The sequence below is a fragment of the Streptomyces sp. JLBG701 genome, assembly GCF_058544905.1.
In genome coordinates, this window is record NZ_CM178588.1 from 6,466,277 (window position 1) to 6,480,484 (window position 14,208).

A 14,208-nucleotide genomic window follows, 5' to 3' on the forward strand; every position below is an offset into this window, starting at 1 on the left:
GTGCCGCGTCACGGCCCCTCGTCGGTCAGCGTGAGCTGCCGGCGGTGGAAGTCGAAGTGCTGGGTCGGGTAGCGGTAGAGGTCGGCGATGGTCATGACCTCGCGGAAGAACGGGTCCCAGCGGGTGGGGTAGTGCATGGCGAGCGCGAGGTCGGCCTCCCGCTCGGTGTCGAGGCGGCGGTGCAGGTAGGTGATCACGCGGTCGAAAACGATCTCCATGCGGCGGCGCCCGAAGACCCTCGCCCCGCCGAGCGGACCCAGGTAGTTGACGACGTCGAAGGGCCTGGTCCCAGAGTTGAGCAGTACGGCGAAAGCCCGGCTGACGCCACTCGGCAGCCGTCCGAAGATCCGCAGCAAGAGGAGCAGCGGTCGGATCAGGATGTAGCCGAAGAGCATGTGGAACAGCAGCTGTTCATTGGTCCACCGGGTGCCGTCGGTGGACCGGCGCAGGTCGTCCGCGGTCGCGTCGTCGAGGAGCCGGTGGAACGTCGTCCGGGCCCGCTCAAACTCCTCGTGGATCGCCTGACGATCCACCGACGCATCGCTCATCGGACTCACCCGCTCCCCGCGGTCCGTCCAGTCGGCTCACCCCAGGCTGCCGAGCATCTGCCCCATCCCGGCGACCACCGACGGCTCCACCCGGTAGTACACCCAGGTTCCACGCCGCTCGGAAGTGAGCAGCCCGGCCTCCTTCAGCTTCTTCAGGTGATGGGAGACAGTCGGCTGGGACACGCCGACGTCGGAGATGTCGCACACGCACGCCTCGCCACCCTCGTGCGAAGCGACCAGCGAGAACAGCCTCAACCGCACCGGATCGCCGAGCGCCTTGAACATCCGGGCGGTCTTCTCCGCCTCGTCGGCTGTCAGCGGACGCTCGGTGAGCGGCGGGCAGCACGGCACCACGGCCTCGGAGACCTCGGGCTCCAGCAGCGGCAGCACCTTCGTATTCGACATGCGTCTATGTTGACATACATCGAACCAGGCGGCGAGGGGCAGTTTGGCTCGGCCGGGAGTCGTGGGCCGATATGGTCACCCGCTCCAGATTCGATGAGTGTCTATGTTGACGTCTATCGATTCAGGTGCCATGCTGGCCGCGCAAGTCATCGACAAACGTCGAAGTAAAGGGGAACCTTGTGAACGCGCTCACCATCGACCAGCTGCCCGTCGTGGTCATCGGAGCCGGCCCCATCGGCCTGGCCGCCGCCGCCCATCTCGTCGAGCGCGGCATCGAGCCCCTGGTCCTGGAGACCGGCCCGGCCGCGGGGAGCGCCGTACGCGACTGGTCCCACGTCCGCCTGTTCTCCACCTGGGGCGAGGTCATCGACCCGGCCGCCGAGAAGCTCCTCGCCCCGACCGGCTGGGTCCGCCCCGACAGCACGACCTACCCGACCGGCGGCGACTGGGCCGAGCAGTACCTGCAGCCCCTCGCCGACGCCCTCGGCGACAAGGTCCGCTACAGCACCACGGTCACCGGCGTCGCCCGCGCCGGCCGCGACCGCATCGTCGACGCGGGCCGCGACGAGCAGCCCTTCACCGTGCACTTCCAGGCCGCCGACGGCCACGAGGAGCGGATCACCGCCCGCGCCGTCATCGACGCCTCCGGCACCTGGTCCGTCCCGAGCCCGATGGGCGCGGACGGCCTACCCGCCCTCGGCGAGAAGCCAGCCGCCAGCCGAATCTCCTACCGCGTCCCCGACCTGAAGGACCCGTCCGTACGCGCCCGCTACGCGGGCAGGCGCACCGCCGTCGTCGGCTCCGGCGCCTCCGCCTTCACCGCCCTCGCTCTCCTCGCCGACCTGGCCGAGGAGGAAGGGAGCGGGACGCACGCGGTGTGGATCCTGCGGCGGGGCATCAGCTCGAACACATATGGCGGTGGCGAGGCCGATCAGCTCCCCGCCCGCGGCGCCCTCGGTCTGCGCGCCAAGGCCGCCGTCGAGGCCGGCCATGCGAGCGCGGTCACCGGATTCCGCACACAGGCCGTGGAACGCAACGGCGACCAGCTGGTCCTCGTCGCCGAGGACGGCCGCCGCCTCGACCCGGTCGACGAGGTCATCGTCCTCACCGGCTTCCGCCCCGACCTGTCCTTCCTCTCCGAGCTCCGCCTCGGCCTCGACGAGCGCCTCCAGGCCCCGACCGCCCTCGCCCCCCTCATCGACCCCAACGTCCACTCCTGCGGCACCGTCTACCCGCACGGCGTCAGCGAGCTCTCCCACCCGGAACAGGGCGTCTACCTGGTCGGCATGAAGTCCTATGGCCGCGCCCCCACGTTCCTCGCCATGACCGGCTACGAGCAGGTCCGCTCCATCACCGCCGCGATCGCAGGCGATCAGGAGGCCGCCGAGCGCGTCGAACTCACCCTCCCCGAGACCGGAGTCTGCGGTGGCGCGGGCCTGTTCGACGACCCCGACGCTGCCCAGAGCAGCGAGGGCAGCGGATGCTGCGCCGCCCCGGCCACCCTGCAGATCGGCATCGGCACCCCCGCAACCGCGTCCGGCGGCTGCTGAACTCCTCACCCTTCCCAGGAGGTTCGCCATGTCCCGCGTACAGCTCGCCCTCCGTGTCCCCGACCTCGCCGCATCCATCGCCTTCTACACGAAGCTCTTCGGTACCGAGCCCGCCAAACTCCGCGACGGCTACGCCAACTTCGCCATCGCCGAGCCCCCGCTCAAGCTCGTCCTCATCGAGGGCACCACGGGCGAGGCGACCTGCATGGATCACCTCGGCGTCGAGGTCGAGTCCACCGAGGCGGTCCACGCCGCCACCGCCCGCCTGGGCGAGACCGGCCTGGTCACCGACGTCGAGGACGACACCACCTGCTGCTACGCCGTCCAGGACAAGGTCTGGGTCCACGGCCCCGGCCAGGAACCCTGGGAGGTGTACGTCGTCAAGGCCGACGCCGACTCCCTCGCCAAGCAGCAGGGCAGCACCTGCTGCACCGGCTCGGCCGAGGCCGAAACCGGCGCGAAGGAACCGGCCGTCGCGGCCGGTTGCTGCTGATCCGCCGATGACCAACCTTCACACCAGCGCGGCCGTGACCGGCACGGGAGACCGGTCACGGCCCCGCGCCGCCCTGCCCGCCCTGTGCGCCGCCCAGATCACCAGCTGGGGAATCGTCTACTACGCCTTCCCCGTCCTCAATCCGCAGATCACCGCTGCCACCGGCTGGTCACCGACCGCCACCACCGCCGCCTTCTCGGCAGCCCTCCTCGTCTCCGCCGCCACCGGCATACCTGTCGGCCGCATCCTCGACCGCCGGGGCCCGCGTGCCGTCATGACCACCGGCTCCGTCCTGGGCGTCTTGGCCGTGCTGGCCATCGCCTACGCGCCCAACCTCGCGGCCTTCACCGCCGCCTGGCTGCTGGCCGGCATGGCCATGGCCGCCACCTTCTACCAGCCCGCCTTCGCCGCCCTCACCCGCTGGTGGGGAAACGACCGCATCCGCGCGCTCACCATCGTCACCCTCGCCGGCGGCCTGGCCTCCACCGCCTTCGCACCACTGACCGCCACGCTCGCCGAGCACCTGAGCTGGCGCAGCACCTACGCCGTGCTCGCGCTGATCCTGGCCCTCGTGACCATCCCCGCCCACGCCCTCGCACTACGAGCACCCTGGCCGCCCGCGCCGACGCAGCCCTCCCAACAGGACGCCCACAACGGCTCGGTGGTCCGCAGCCGACCGTTCCTGATGCTCGCCACCGCACTCACGCTGAACAGCTTCGCCATGTACGCCGTCGTCATCGCCCTCGTGCCCCTGTTGATCGCACGCGGCGCCAGCCCCACGGCCGCTGCCTGGGCCCTCGGCCTGGGCGGCGCCGGACAGACCCTCGGCCGCACCCTGTACGCAACGCTCGCAAGCCGCACCAGCGTCACCACCCGCACCGTCGCCCTGATCGCGCTCGGCGGGGCCACGACCGCTGCGCTCGCGATGGTCTCCGGCCCCTTCCCCCTGCTCGTAGGCATCGCGATCGCGGCCGGCATGGTGCGCGGCAACCTCACCCTGCTCCAGGCCACCGCCGTTACCGACCGATGGGGGACCACCCACTACGGGCGCCTCTCCGGGCTCCTGGCAGCCCCCGCCACCATTGCATCCGCCCTGGCTCCGTTCGCGGGAGCCGCGCTGGCTGAACCACTCGGCGGCTATCCCGCTCTGTTCGCATTGCTCGCACTCGTCTCCGCGGTCGGCGCCCTCGCCGCTGTCGCGACATTGCCACTGGACACGCCGATGCCCGGGCGGACCACAGAGCACACGGGTAAGGCCGCCACTTTAACGGCTAACCAGGCCGACTGAAGGGACCAGCGGACGATTCCCGCCCGACTATCGCGGCCAGTAGCGGGGCGGTTCTTTAGCAGGGTCAACCAGATCGAACCGCTGCTTGCTACCGGGATTCAGCCCTTTGATGTGAACAAGCTGCTGGCCCTCCGCTGTCTCAAGTTCGCGGATGAGAAGCGGCATCGAGGCGATCACTGCCCCCATCGCCAGGCCCAGTCCCGCCATGCCCTTGTGGCCATGACTGAACCGGATGTGGTGCATGCCCGACTTCTTGATGGCAGCCGTCTCCGACGGGTCCTCCAGCTGACGCCCGTCCTTCGTCAGGAAGGCGTCGAAGCCTCGCTTCGCGGCGTCAGGAAGGAGGGCGAGATCCTTCTTCCCGGACCACTTGAGCTCGCTGACGTGGCGCACCTCATGCCCAGGCAGCAGCCGCCTGAGCATCTCCAGCATCTGCACCGGAACGTTCTCGTCAATGAGGATCCGCATCAGGCAGCGCGCGGTCCCGGGCTGTAACTGTCCACGTAGAGAGCGAAGGACACAGCGTCACGGGCGGCATCCGCTGTCACGCCAGGGTAATAGTCAGCGATCTTCTCGGGAGGGATGCCGTCCTCCACGAGCTCGGCCACAGCATCGAAGGGGACACGGGTGCCGGTAATGACAGGCTGCCCGCCCTGCGTCTCAGGATCGACGCTGACATGCTGCTTGGGCCGTAGAAGGTGCGGAACGACCACGCCGGCGCGAGGCGCGAACTCCTGAAGGATGTCAGCCATCGTGGCGATCACCCGCTGCCCGGGATGCTTGACAAGATCGGTCGCATGATCGTCGTTCCTGTCGCCCACCAGGACGATGGAGTCGCCTTCGGCCACCAGGGAGTAGCTGGACAGGTGCTCGAACTCGCCGAACTGCTTCAGCGTCACCAGGGCCTTGCGGATCTTCTGCAGCGACACGTCCTGACGCAGGATCGCGAACGCGCGTAGCGCCAGCACGTCACGGAAGGAGTACAGAGCAGGCTTGGCCGCAAGCTCAGGACAAAGAACGGGACCGTTGCCACGATCCTGCCGCCAAGATCGCAGCTGCCCGGTCGTGGCCCCAGAGAGAGCCGCAGCCATACGAGTCGAGTACGCCATGGTCCACCCCCTCCGGCCTTCGTAACTTCCTCTACCCGCCAGCATCCCAGCTCCGCGCCTGAGGACGCTACAGGAAGTGGAGCGAGGGCCCCAGAACCCTGCTTCTGGCGGCGCGAAGAACCTGGCCCGTTGAATCGGGCCGATACGCCAGGACTGTGGTGCCCAGAGGGGAGACCGGTTCGTGACACCGAGTCCGGTCAACGCTGATGCGCTACATTGCCGCCACGCCGCTGACCTGCGAGAACAGTCGTCGTCTCCGCCCTGGCATAGGGGAGGAGGCCCTCTTCGGCTCTCCGCCAGCTTGGCATGGCTAGCCCGGCTATCGTCGCTTCGACGAAAGTGGGCGAGGGGCCCCGCGCGAAGACGGCCCTGCAGGACATCTGCAACGTCCAGGATGCCGTCCATAGCGGGGCGGAGCCTCTCTTCGCGTCGCAATGCCGGTGCGCTGGACGCCCCTCTTGCTGCCCGGCCCTGAACTGGAGGCCCACCCGGCTGGGGTGCGGCCAGCCCGCCGGCAGGCCATCCCTGGGGCCAGGATGGGGCCGGAAGAACAGTGAAACCCCGTGAACGATCAACACGCCCCGGATGTATCCACGCCCGTTGACCTGCATAGACGGCGAAAATAGGGACGGCCAGTGAACCCTGGGGCAATGATCTTGCGAGCTCGTAATGCGTAGGTCTCGGGTTCGAATCCCGAAGGCGGCTCCACTTGAGACCAGGTCAGATGCCCTCTGGCCTGGTCTTTTGTCTTGCGCTCCTGATGGTTGGTCAGCTCGTGGGATGCCCATGAGTGGAGGGGAGCGCAAGGGGAGCGCATTCAGGATCGATGGCCAAGGTCTGTGACCTGGGCTTTTGTGGCCAAAGCGGCAGCCATGGCGGCGATCGCGCGTCGCTGTTCCCGCGCCAAGGCCACACTCGACTTCTGGCGCTGTGAGCAGGCGCAAGACGGGGATCCAGGGACTGTCCTTCGTGCTCTCGGCGGGTATGAAGAGGTGTCACCATCACGGCCAGCCCGAAACGACCCTGTACGTGCTCGGCGGCGTCGGCCGTCGGCGGGTCGGCGACCGGCTGGGACCAGGCCCGCGAGCGTTCCGGGACACTTCGTCGTCGTTGCGCCAGGTGTGGTGCACTAGAAGGAGAACGGCAGTGACACTGAGCCGGTGCGGATGTGCGTCGTACGCAGCACACAGGAGGCCATCGTCGTGAACCTCGATGACTGCCCCTACGCACCCGCGCATGGCACGGACCCCGCCCAGAGCCGGAGGGCCCATGGGCATCCGCGTATGAACCGCCTCGGAGCCTGTGGAGCACCCACAATCATCTGACGAATCGCGCGACGCGATCTCGGGGTAACCGTCCGCAGCCGACTTCGGCTCCGGGCCCGGTCACCTGCTTCTTCCCAGGAGCCGCAACCAAGGACGGGCGATGAAGCCGCCTCCATTCACGTACTGCGATCCCGAATCCGTCGATGAGGCCGTCGCGCTCAAGAGCGAGTACGGCAACGACTCCCTCGTCCTCGCGGGAGGACAGAGCCTTCTCCCCCTGCTCAACATGCGGCTTACCAGGCCGGAGGCACTGATCGATATCAACAAGATCGGTGACCTGCAGAAGATCGAGCGCCGCGGCGACGGGCTGGAAGTCGGCGCCGGGGTTCGGCAGTACGAGCTGGAGGACCACCCGCTGGTCGGCGAACTGGTTCCGCTGCTGCCGGAGGCCACCGGCTACATCGGCCACATCGAGAACCGCCGCCGCGGCACGGTCGGCGGCAGCCTGGCGGACGCCGACTCCGCTGCCGAACTGCCGTGCACGGCGGTCGCGCTCGACGCGACGGTGGTCGTACAGGGGCCCTCGGGCACCCGCACCATCGCGGCCCAGGACTTCTTCCAGGGCTGGATGACCACGGCCCTGGAGCCGGCGGAGGTCCTCGTCGCCGTCCGCTATCCGGTGACGCCGTGGACCGCGGGCCATGGCTTCGTGGAGGTGGCCCGGCGCGTGGGCGACCTCGCGCTCGCCGGCGCCGCCGCGGTGGTGAACCTTGACGAGGACGGCCGCTTCACCTCCGTCTCCGTCGGCGTCCTGGGTATCTCCGACACGACGGTCCGCGCCTCCGCGGTGGAGAGCGCACTGATCGGTGAGGCCCCTACCGAGGAGAACATCGCCAGGGCCGCCAAGGAGATCGTGCCCTCGGTGACCTCGGGGGACGACCTGCACGCCACGCGCGCCTACCGCCGGCACCTCGCCTCCGTCGTGGTGTCGCGCGCGATCACCGCGGCCGTGGCGCGCGCCCACGAGAGGAGCAACGGGAAGTGACGACCTCGACCGCCGCCAAGTACGGCACCGCCCGCCGGACCGTGACCATGCGCGTCAACGGGCGGGACGTGACCCGCGAGGTGTCGACGCGCACCACGCTCGCCGACTTCCTGCGCGACGAACTCGACCTGGTCAGCGTGCATCTCGGATGCGAGCACGGCGTATGCGGATGCTGCAACGTCCTCTTCGACGGCCACTCCGTGCGCTCCTGCCTGATGCTGGCCGTCCAGGGGGACGGGCACACGGTCGAGACTGTCGAAAGCCTCTCCGTCGACCCGACGGAGCTGCACCCCATCCAGGAGTCCTTCGCCGAGGAGCAGGGGCTGCAGTGCGGCTTCTGCACACCCGCGATGGTGCTGCGTACCAAGGAGATCATCGAGACCGGTCATGAGCTGACCGATGCCGAGGTGCGTCACGAGATCTCCGGGATCCTGTGCCGCTGCACCGGCTACCAGAACATCGTCAACGCGGTCCGGTCCGCCGACGCCAGGCTCCGCGGCGAGGCGACGGCCGACGGCGCCGCGGGAGGTCGTTCCTGATGACCACCGAGCACACGGACACCGCCCAGAAGTCCGGCTACAAGTACATCGGCAAGGACCGCAAGCGGGTCGAGGACCCTCGGCTGCTGATCGGCCGCGGCGGGTACATCGCCGACCTCAGACTGCCGGGCATGCTGCACGCCGCGATCCTGCGCAGCCCCGTACCGCACGCGCGGATCAGGTCCGTCGACGCCACCGCGGCACTGAAGTTGCCGGGAGTCGTCGCCGTGTTCACCGGCGAGGACTGCAAGGCGAAGATGAACCCCTGCATGAACTTCGGCCCGGCCACCATCGCGCAGTACCCGCTGGCCGTGGACAAGGTCCGCTACGTCGGCGAGGCCGTGGCGGCCGTCGTCGCGGAGAGCAGGTACCTCGCCGAGGACGGCGTGGACCTGCTGGAGGTCGACTATGAGGACCTCCCGCCGGTCACCGATCCCATGGCGGCCATGGAGCCCGAGTCCGCCGTGCTGCACGAGGAGCACGGCAGCAACATCGGCTGCGAGCGGACCTTCGAGTTCGGCGATGTGAACGCCGCGTTCGCCGGGGCCGACCTCGTCGTCGAGGACACCCTGCACTGGGGCCGCTCCGCCGGAATGCCGATGGAGACCACGGGCGCGGTGGCCCAGCCCGGCTTCAACGGCGTACTGGAGATCTACTGCAACTCGCTCAACTTCAGCTACTTCGCCTTCCTGATCGCGGGCGCGCTGAGGGTTCCGTCGAACAAGCTGACCATGAAGCCGGTCCCGGCGGGCGGCAGCTTCGGCAGCAAGCTCGCCGCGCACAAGGTGCCCACCCTCGCCGGTTTCCTGGCGCTGCGGGTGGGTCGCCCGGTGTCGTACATCGAGGACCGGATCGACCACCTGGTGAACTCGGACCACCACGGGTGCGACCGCTTCTACGAAGCCCGCATGGGCTTTCGCGCCGACGGCACGATCGTCGGTCTCGACATCGACGTCGTCGACGACTACGGCGCCTACATGCAGTTCGGCGTCGGCCACCACGGCAACGCCTTCTCCCAGGTGGTCGGCCCGTACCGGTTCCGGGACGTGAGGTACCGCCTGCGGGCAGTGCTCACCAACAAGTGCCAGCAGGGCGCCTACCGCGGCTTCGGCTCCGAGGTGCACAACTGGGTGCTGGAGCGGCTGGTCGACTCCGGGGCGGCCCGGCTCGGGCTCGCTCCGGAGGAGATCCGCCGCCGCAACTTCATCCAGCCCGACCAGTTCCCGTACACGATCCCCGGCGGCAACGTCTACGACAGCGGTGACTACCCGGCCGTACTGGACAAGGCACTGTCGATGATCGACCTGGACAGGTGGCGCGCCGAACAGAAGCGGCTGCGGGCGGAGGAGGGCCGCTGCATCGGCATCGGCCTGGCCACCACCCAGGAGCGCAGCGTCTTCAGCTCCACCGAGTTCTGGTCCCTGGTGGAAAAGCCCGTCCTGCCCGTCACCTCCAGCCCCGAGAGCGCGACGGTGACGATCGACCCCACCGGGCAGTTCCAACTCCTGCTGCACTGCCAGTCGATGTGGGGCAACAGCCCCGAGACGGTGGGCGCCACCGTCCTCGCCGAGGAGTTCGGGATCCCGCCGGAGAGTGTCAACGTCCGGTATGCCGACTCCGCCCACGCGCTTCCCAGCACGGGCCCGGGCGGCAGCCGCTACACCGTCATGGTGGCCGGTGCGATTCGGGGCGCGTCACGCAAGCTGCGGAAGAAGCTCATCCGCATCGCCGCGCACACCCTCGAAGTGGCCGCGGAGGACCTCGAACTCGTCGACGCGCGCGTGCAGGTGAGAGGCGCCCCGGAGACCGGGCTGACCCTCGCGGAGCTCGCGGGCACCGCCTACTTCTTCGCGCTCAGCCTGCCCGAGGGCATGACAAGCGGACTGGAGGAGTCCTACACCTACGACCATCCGTACACGACGCTGCCGGCACCGGACGGCTCGGACTTCGGCGTCTTCTACCCGATCATGGGCCATGCCTGCCACATCGCGGCCCTGGAAATCGACCCCGACACCGGGATCCCCTCCTTCCTCGACTACGTGGCCGTGCACGACGCCGGGACGATCGTGAACCCCAGGAGCCTGGACGGCCACGTCACCGGCGGCGCCACGCAGGGCATCGGGACCGCACTCTACGAGGAGCTGGTCTACGGCGAGGACGGGCAGTTCATGTCCCCGACCTTCTGGGACTACCTGATCCCCACCGCGGGCGAGGTCCCGCCGTTCCGCATCGGGCACGTCGAGACGCCTTCGCCGTTCACCGAGTACGGCATCAAGGGCGGCGGCGAGGGCGGCCGCATGGTGGCCCCGGCGGCCGTGTCGGCGGCCATCGACGACGCCCTGCGGGAGTACGGGATGCGGGTTCGGCAGCTGCCGGTCAAGCCCTCGGACATCGTGGCAGCGGTACAGGCCGGCACCGTCCGGGCCGAGGCGGGCTGATGTCCGCCACCGCCGCCGGGCGGTCCCGCCGGCAACCTCACGAGGAGTCCGTCGGCCCGTCGGCAGGCCACACTGCTGACGATCATTTCCGCCACCGACACCACCAACCACTACCGCGTACGACTGTGCGTTCGCCGACAGATCAATGGGCGAGCGGAAGGTCCTGCTCGGTCCAGATGCATTTGCCCTCGTCGAGATGGCGAGTGCCCCACCGCTGAGAGAGAGCGGCCACCAGGTGCAGGCCCCGGCCGCCTTCGTCGGTGTATGCGGCGCGCCGGATGCGCGGGCTGGTGAGGCTGCCGTCATAGACCTCACAGATCAGCGAGCGGCTGCGCAGCAGGCGCACGCGAATGGGGCCGCTGGCATGCCGGATCACGTTGCCGACCAATTCGCTCACCAGGAGCTCGGTGGTCATGGCGAGATCGTCCAGCCCCCAGACGGCCAGCTGGCTGCGGACGTATTCCCGGGCCTGGCCGGCTGCCCGCGGGTCGTCCGGAAGGCTGCACGAGGCGACGCTGTCGACAGGTGTGCCTCGGGTGTGGGCCACGAGGAAGACTGCGTCGTCGTTGGTCTGCTCACGGTCGGGCAGCAGAGCCGAGACGACGACGTCGCAAAGGTCATTGAGACGCCTGGTGTCACCGTGCTGAGTGCCGGTCATGAAGTACGAGGGCCGGGCCACGGCCCTCGCCAGCGTCTGCCTGAGCTGAGCCAATCCCTGGTCGATGTCCCGGGTGGCGGATTCGACGAGGCCGTCCGTGCAGAACACGAGAAGGCTCTCGTCCGGCAGGTGCAGCTCGTGCGTCTCGAAGGGAGGTTCGGCGGCGCCCAGCGGCGGGTTGCTGGCCAGCTCCGGGCAGTGGACCGTCCCATCGGGATGGACGATGACAGGCGGGAGATGACCGGCCAAGGAGATCGAGCAGATACGGGTGACGGGGTCGAACACGGCGTAGGAGCAGGTGGCGTACTTGTCGTCGCCGAGGTCGGAGACGAGTTCGTTGAGGTGGCTGAGCAATTCGTCCGGACCCAGTTCGAGGTCGGCGAGGACGCGGACCGCCGTGCGTAGTTGCCCCATGACGGCGGCTTCGGCGATGCCGTGCCCCATGACGTCGCCGATCACGATGGCGACCCGATCGCCGGACAGCGGGATCAGGTCGTACCAGTCACCGCCCACCTCTTCGCCTTTCCCCGCGGGCATGTAGCGAGCGGCGGCGCAGGCGGCCGGCAGGGAGGGCAGTGTCCTGGGGAGCAGACCGCGCTGGAGTTCCTGGGCGCGGGTGTGCTCCACGTCGTACAGCCGGGCCCGCTCCAGTGCCTGCGCGATCAGCCCGCTCAGGGCTATCAGCAGGGTGCGTTCCTCCTCGCTGAAGGACCGCGGCCGGGAGAAGGAGACAACACAGCAACCGATCGCATGCCCAGAGGCGATGAGAGGCAGGAACGCCCATGCGCTCTTGGCCGACGCGGCCACAAAACCCTCGAACTGCGGATAGAGCCGGACGTACTCGGCAGGCGACTCGACGAATCCGGGAGTGCGGGAGCGGAGCGTTTCGGCGATCGCCATGTGGCTCGTGAGCGAGATCCCGTCGAGCTGACGCAGGAATTCCGGTGTGTATCCGTCGGATCCGACCACGTGCAGTCGGCCGCCCTCAAGCGCGTTCACCACCAGCCCGTCGGCGCCAATGGGCGGCAGGACACGCTCCGCGACGGCCTTTACCACGTCGCTGGATGTGACGGCTTCGGCCAGTGCCGCCGTCAGCTCACTCATCCGGGCGGTTCGCCCGGCCGCGATCCTCCCCCAGTCTCCGGCCGGGGGGACCCCCATCTCGCTTCGCTCGCCGACCGATCGCTCGGCTCCCTCTGGTCGCTCGTCGGTGACGCCGGCGAAGTAGATCGTCAGCCCGCCGCCCTGCAAGGGGACCAGCCGGACACGGCGGACACGCTGATCGGTCGGCCCGTGGAGATCGAAACCGATCGGCTTCCTCTCGGCGGACGCGCGCCGGCACTGGGCTTCGAGACCGGGTGCGCGGCCTACGGGAATATCCCAGAGAGCGCTGCCCAGCATCGTCCGGCCGGGGCCGAGAAGACGCTCGGCCTCCTCGTTGACGGAGGTGATCCGCCAGTCCCCGTCGACCGCCAGGAATCCTTCGTCCATGTCACGGAGGGCGGCGACGGCCGGATCGCACGCGGTTTGTGCGTGAGGCGGGCCCCACAGCGTGCCGACCATACGGGCAGAGGCGCCGTCCTCACCAGGCACAAGGTGGCCGCGCGCTCGCACCCACCCGAATGTGCCGTCGTCGCTGAGCTGCACTCGGTATTCGGTGTCGTGCGCCGCCCCGCTGGCGTACGCCTCACGGATGTCGGCCGTGAACGTCGGCAGATCCTCAATGCCCGGAAGATACCCACAGATGTCCGCGCTCTCGTCGAACGCTTGCAGCGACTCGCCGGACATGTCGATGACCGGTTGGGTGAGCGTTACGGAACCGGCCGCGGCGTCGTATTCCCAATGCCTGATCGCAACCGCGCGGGGCATCTCCCCACCGGGCCAATTGATCGCGGGTGGCTCCCTGGGCGCCGAGACGACACCCGGCGGCGTGTCGGGACGCTGTTCCAGGCGTCTGGCCGCCCACACCGCTACGGAGCCGAGAAAGGACCGCTGTGCGGGATCCGGCTCGTCGGGCCCTGCCGTGAGCACGGAAAGCGCACCGACTCGCCCGCTGGTACCGAGTAGCGGCACTGCCGCAGTGCCGGAGGCCCCGACCCCCAGGCTGTCCTCGGCCACCCAGACGAAGGCACCGCTGCGCAAGGCGCGTGCAGGGGGCACGTCCTCGTCCGCGCGGAGATTCGCCCATGCCGCGGCGAGTTCCGGCGCAAGCCCGCTGGCCGCCACCAAGCGCAACCGATCAGAACCGGGGTCGCGCCAGTGGGCCAAGCCGCCGAGGCCACCCAGGTCGGCGGTCACCTGCTGAAGGGCCACGTTCAGTGTCTCGGCCATCGACAGCCCGTGGTCGCTGGCCGCCAGCAACCGTAGCCGCATCGCCTCCGGCTGCTCGATGCGGCTCATGGGCCTCGCGTTCCCAGCCGTCACCGCATCTCCTGAAAGGTTGCGTGTGAACCGCCGTGGAATGCCCCACCATCGGGCACCCGTGCGGCACTGCTGTCGTGGATTGGAGATTTCCCCAATTGGCCTACATACACTGTATCGCTGGCTCTGTCCGTAATCGGTGGCAGCTGTACGTCACGTCGGGTCAGGCTGAGGGGTGCTTGAGGTCAATCGGGTGTGGCGGACATGGGCGATCCGGTCCGGGTGGTGGCGCGTCCCTGATGCCGCCGTGGCCGTACCGCGCCGAGCTGTACGACGGCCAGGACCCGACCAACTTCCTCATTGGCGTACTCGTGCCTCCGGCCGACTACTGGCCGCGAGTACGCGAGGTCCTCGACCGCCACAGCATCCTGCTCACCGTCGGCGCCGCCGGATACCTCACCAGCCGCAGCCCGGCAATTGCGTCCCCGGCCCGGAGCGCAAGTCCAGCG

At 69.0% G+C, this 14,208-nt stretch carries 11 protein-coding genes; 6 read left to right on the plus strand and 5 right to left on the minus strand.

Translation table 11 applies throughout. The features are described from left to right. Positions 1–8 precede the first annotated feature (8 nt). On the minus strand, positions 9–548 hold the full coding sequence (locus AC5DRG_RS29945) for a DinB family protein (RefSeq protein WP_491802559.1): 540 nt from the start codon (positions 546–548) through the stop codon (positions 9–11). Between the two features lie 36 nt (positions 549–584). Next, positions 585–953 (minus strand): ArsR/SmtB family transcription factor, encoded by a 369-nt coding sequence (locus AC5DRG_RS29950; RefSeq protein ID WP_491802560.1) that lies wholly within the window; start codon positions 951–953, stop codon positions 585–587. 179 nt (positions 954–1,132) lie between these two features. Here AC5DRG_RS29950 and AC5DRG_RS29955 point away from each other — a divergent pair, with 179 nt between their 5' ends. The 3 genes from AC5DRG_RS29955 to AC5DRG_RS29965 are packed head-to-tail and all read left to right on the plus strand — an operon-like array spanning position 1,133 to position 4,284. After that, entirely contained in the window at positions 1,133–2,503 is a 1,371-nt protein-coding gene (locus AC5DRG_RS29955) for an NAD(P)-binding domain-containing protein (RefSeq protein ID WP_491802561.1), read from the plus strand. Between the two features lie 28 nt (positions 2,504–2,531). Next, on the plus strand, positions 2,532–2,996 hold the full coding sequence (locus AC5DRG_RS29960; RefSeq protein ID WP_491802562.1) for an ArsI/CadI family heavy metal resistance metalloenzyme: 465 nt from the start codon (positions 2,532–2,534) through the stop codon (positions 2,994–2,996). A 7-nt stretch (positions 2,997–3,003) separates the two neighbouring features. Next, positions 3,004–4,284: an MFS transporter gene (locus tag AC5DRG_RS29965; protein WP_491802563.1), complete on the plus strand. Its 1,281-nt coding sequence runs from the start codon at positions 3,004–3,006 to the stop codon at positions 4,282–4,284. A gap of 27 nt (positions 4,285–4,311) precedes the next feature. Here AC5DRG_RS29965 and AC5DRG_RS29970 read toward each other — a convergent pair whose 3' ends face one another. Together AC5DRG_RS29970 and AC5DRG_RS29975 are read right to left on the minus strand one after the other, a co-directional pair. Further along, on the minus strand, positions 4,312–4,752 hold the full coding sequence (locus AC5DRG_RS29970) for a DUF5615 family PIN-like protein (RefSeq protein ID WP_491802564.1): 441 nt from the start codon (positions 4,750–4,752) through the stop codon (positions 4,312–4,314). Next, the gene (locus AC5DRG_RS29975; protein ID WP_491802566.1) at positions 4,752–5,393 is read right to left on the minus strand and encodes a DUF433 domain-containing protein; all 642 of its coding nucleotides are present in this window, start codon (positions 5,391–5,393) and stop codon (positions 4,752–4,754) included. The genes AC5DRG_RS29970 and AC5DRG_RS29975 overlap by 1 nt, the downstream gene beginning before the upstream one ends. Positions 5,394–6,818: 1,425 nt before the next feature. Here AC5DRG_RS29975 and AC5DRG_RS29980 point away from each other — a divergent pair. From AC5DRG_RS29980 to AC5DRG_RS29990, 3 genes are read left to right on the plus strand one after another with little or no spacing between them, the layout of a single operon-like run. Next, a complete protein-coding gene (locus AC5DRG_RS29980; RefSeq protein ID WP_491802567.1) occupies positions 6,819–7,703 on the plus strand; it encodes an FAD binding domain-containing protein in 885 nt (294 codons plus the stop codon). Continuing rightward, positions 7,700–8,242, plus strand: a complete 543-nt coding sequence (locus tag AC5DRG_RS29985; RefSeq protein WP_491802568.1) for a (2Fe-2S)-binding protein — start codon at positions 7,700–7,702, stop codon at positions 8,240–8,242. Before AC5DRG_RS29980 ends, AC5DRG_RS29985 begins: the two co-directional genes overlap by 4 nt. Next, positions 8,242–10,680: a xanthine dehydrogenase family protein molybdopterin-binding subunit gene (locus AC5DRG_RS29990; protein WP_491802570.1), complete on the plus strand. Its 2,439-nt coding sequence runs from the start codon at positions 8,242–8,244 to the stop codon at positions 10,678–10,680. Before AC5DRG_RS29985 ends, AC5DRG_RS29990 begins: the two co-directional genes overlap by 1 nt. A gap of 142 nt (positions 10,681–10,822) precedes the next feature. On the opposite strand, the gene AC5DRG_RS29995 is transcribed toward AC5DRG_RS29990, so the two are convergent. Beyond that, positions 10,823–13,738, minus strand: a complete 2,916-nt coding sequence (locus AC5DRG_RS29995) for a SpoIIE family protein phosphatase (RefSeq protein ID WP_491802571.1) — start codon at positions 13,736–13,738, stop codon at positions 10,823–10,825. Between the last annotated feature and the right edge of the window lie 470 nt (positions 13,739–14,208).

Excerpts from the sequence above, each read along its gene's own strand:
- AC5DRG_RS29945 (WP_491802559.1), bottom strand. The coding sequence starts at position 548 with ATGAGCGATGCGTCGGTGGATCGTCAGGCGATCCACGAGGAGTTTGAG.
- AC5DRG_RS29950 (WP_491802560.1), bottom strand. The coding sequence starts at position 953 with ATGTCGAATACGAAGGTGCTGCCGCTGCTGGAGCCCGAGGTCTCCGAG.
- AC5DRG_RS29960 (WP_491802562.1), top strand. The coding sequence starts at position 2,532 with ATGTCCCGCGTACAGCTCGCCCTCCGTGTCCCCGACCTCGCCGCATCC.
- AC5DRG_RS29965 (WP_491802563.1), top strand. The coding sequence starts at position 3,004 with ATGACCAACCTTCACACCAGCGCGGCCGTGACCGGCACGGGAGACCGG.
- AC5DRG_RS29970 (WP_491802564.1), bottom strand. The coding sequence starts at position 4,752 with ATGCGGATCCTCATTGACGAGAACGTTCCGGTGCAGATGCTGGAGATG.
- AC5DRG_RS29975 (WP_491802566.1), bottom strand. The coding sequence starts at position 5,393 with ATGGCGTACTCGACTCGTATGGCTGCGGCTCTCTCTGGGGCCACGACC.
- AC5DRG_RS29980 (WP_491802567.1), top strand. The coding sequence starts at position 6,819 with ATGAAGCCGCCTCCATTCACGTACTGCGATCCCGAATCCGTCGATGAG.
- AC5DRG_RS29990 (WP_491802570.1), top strand. The coding sequence starts at position 8,242 with ATGACCACCGAGCACACGGACACCGCCCAGAAGTCCGGCTACAAGTAC.
- AC5DRG_RS29995 (WP_491802571.1), bottom strand. The coding sequence starts at position 13,738 with ATGAGCCGCATCGAGCAGCCGGAGGCGATGCGGCTACGGTTGCTGGCG.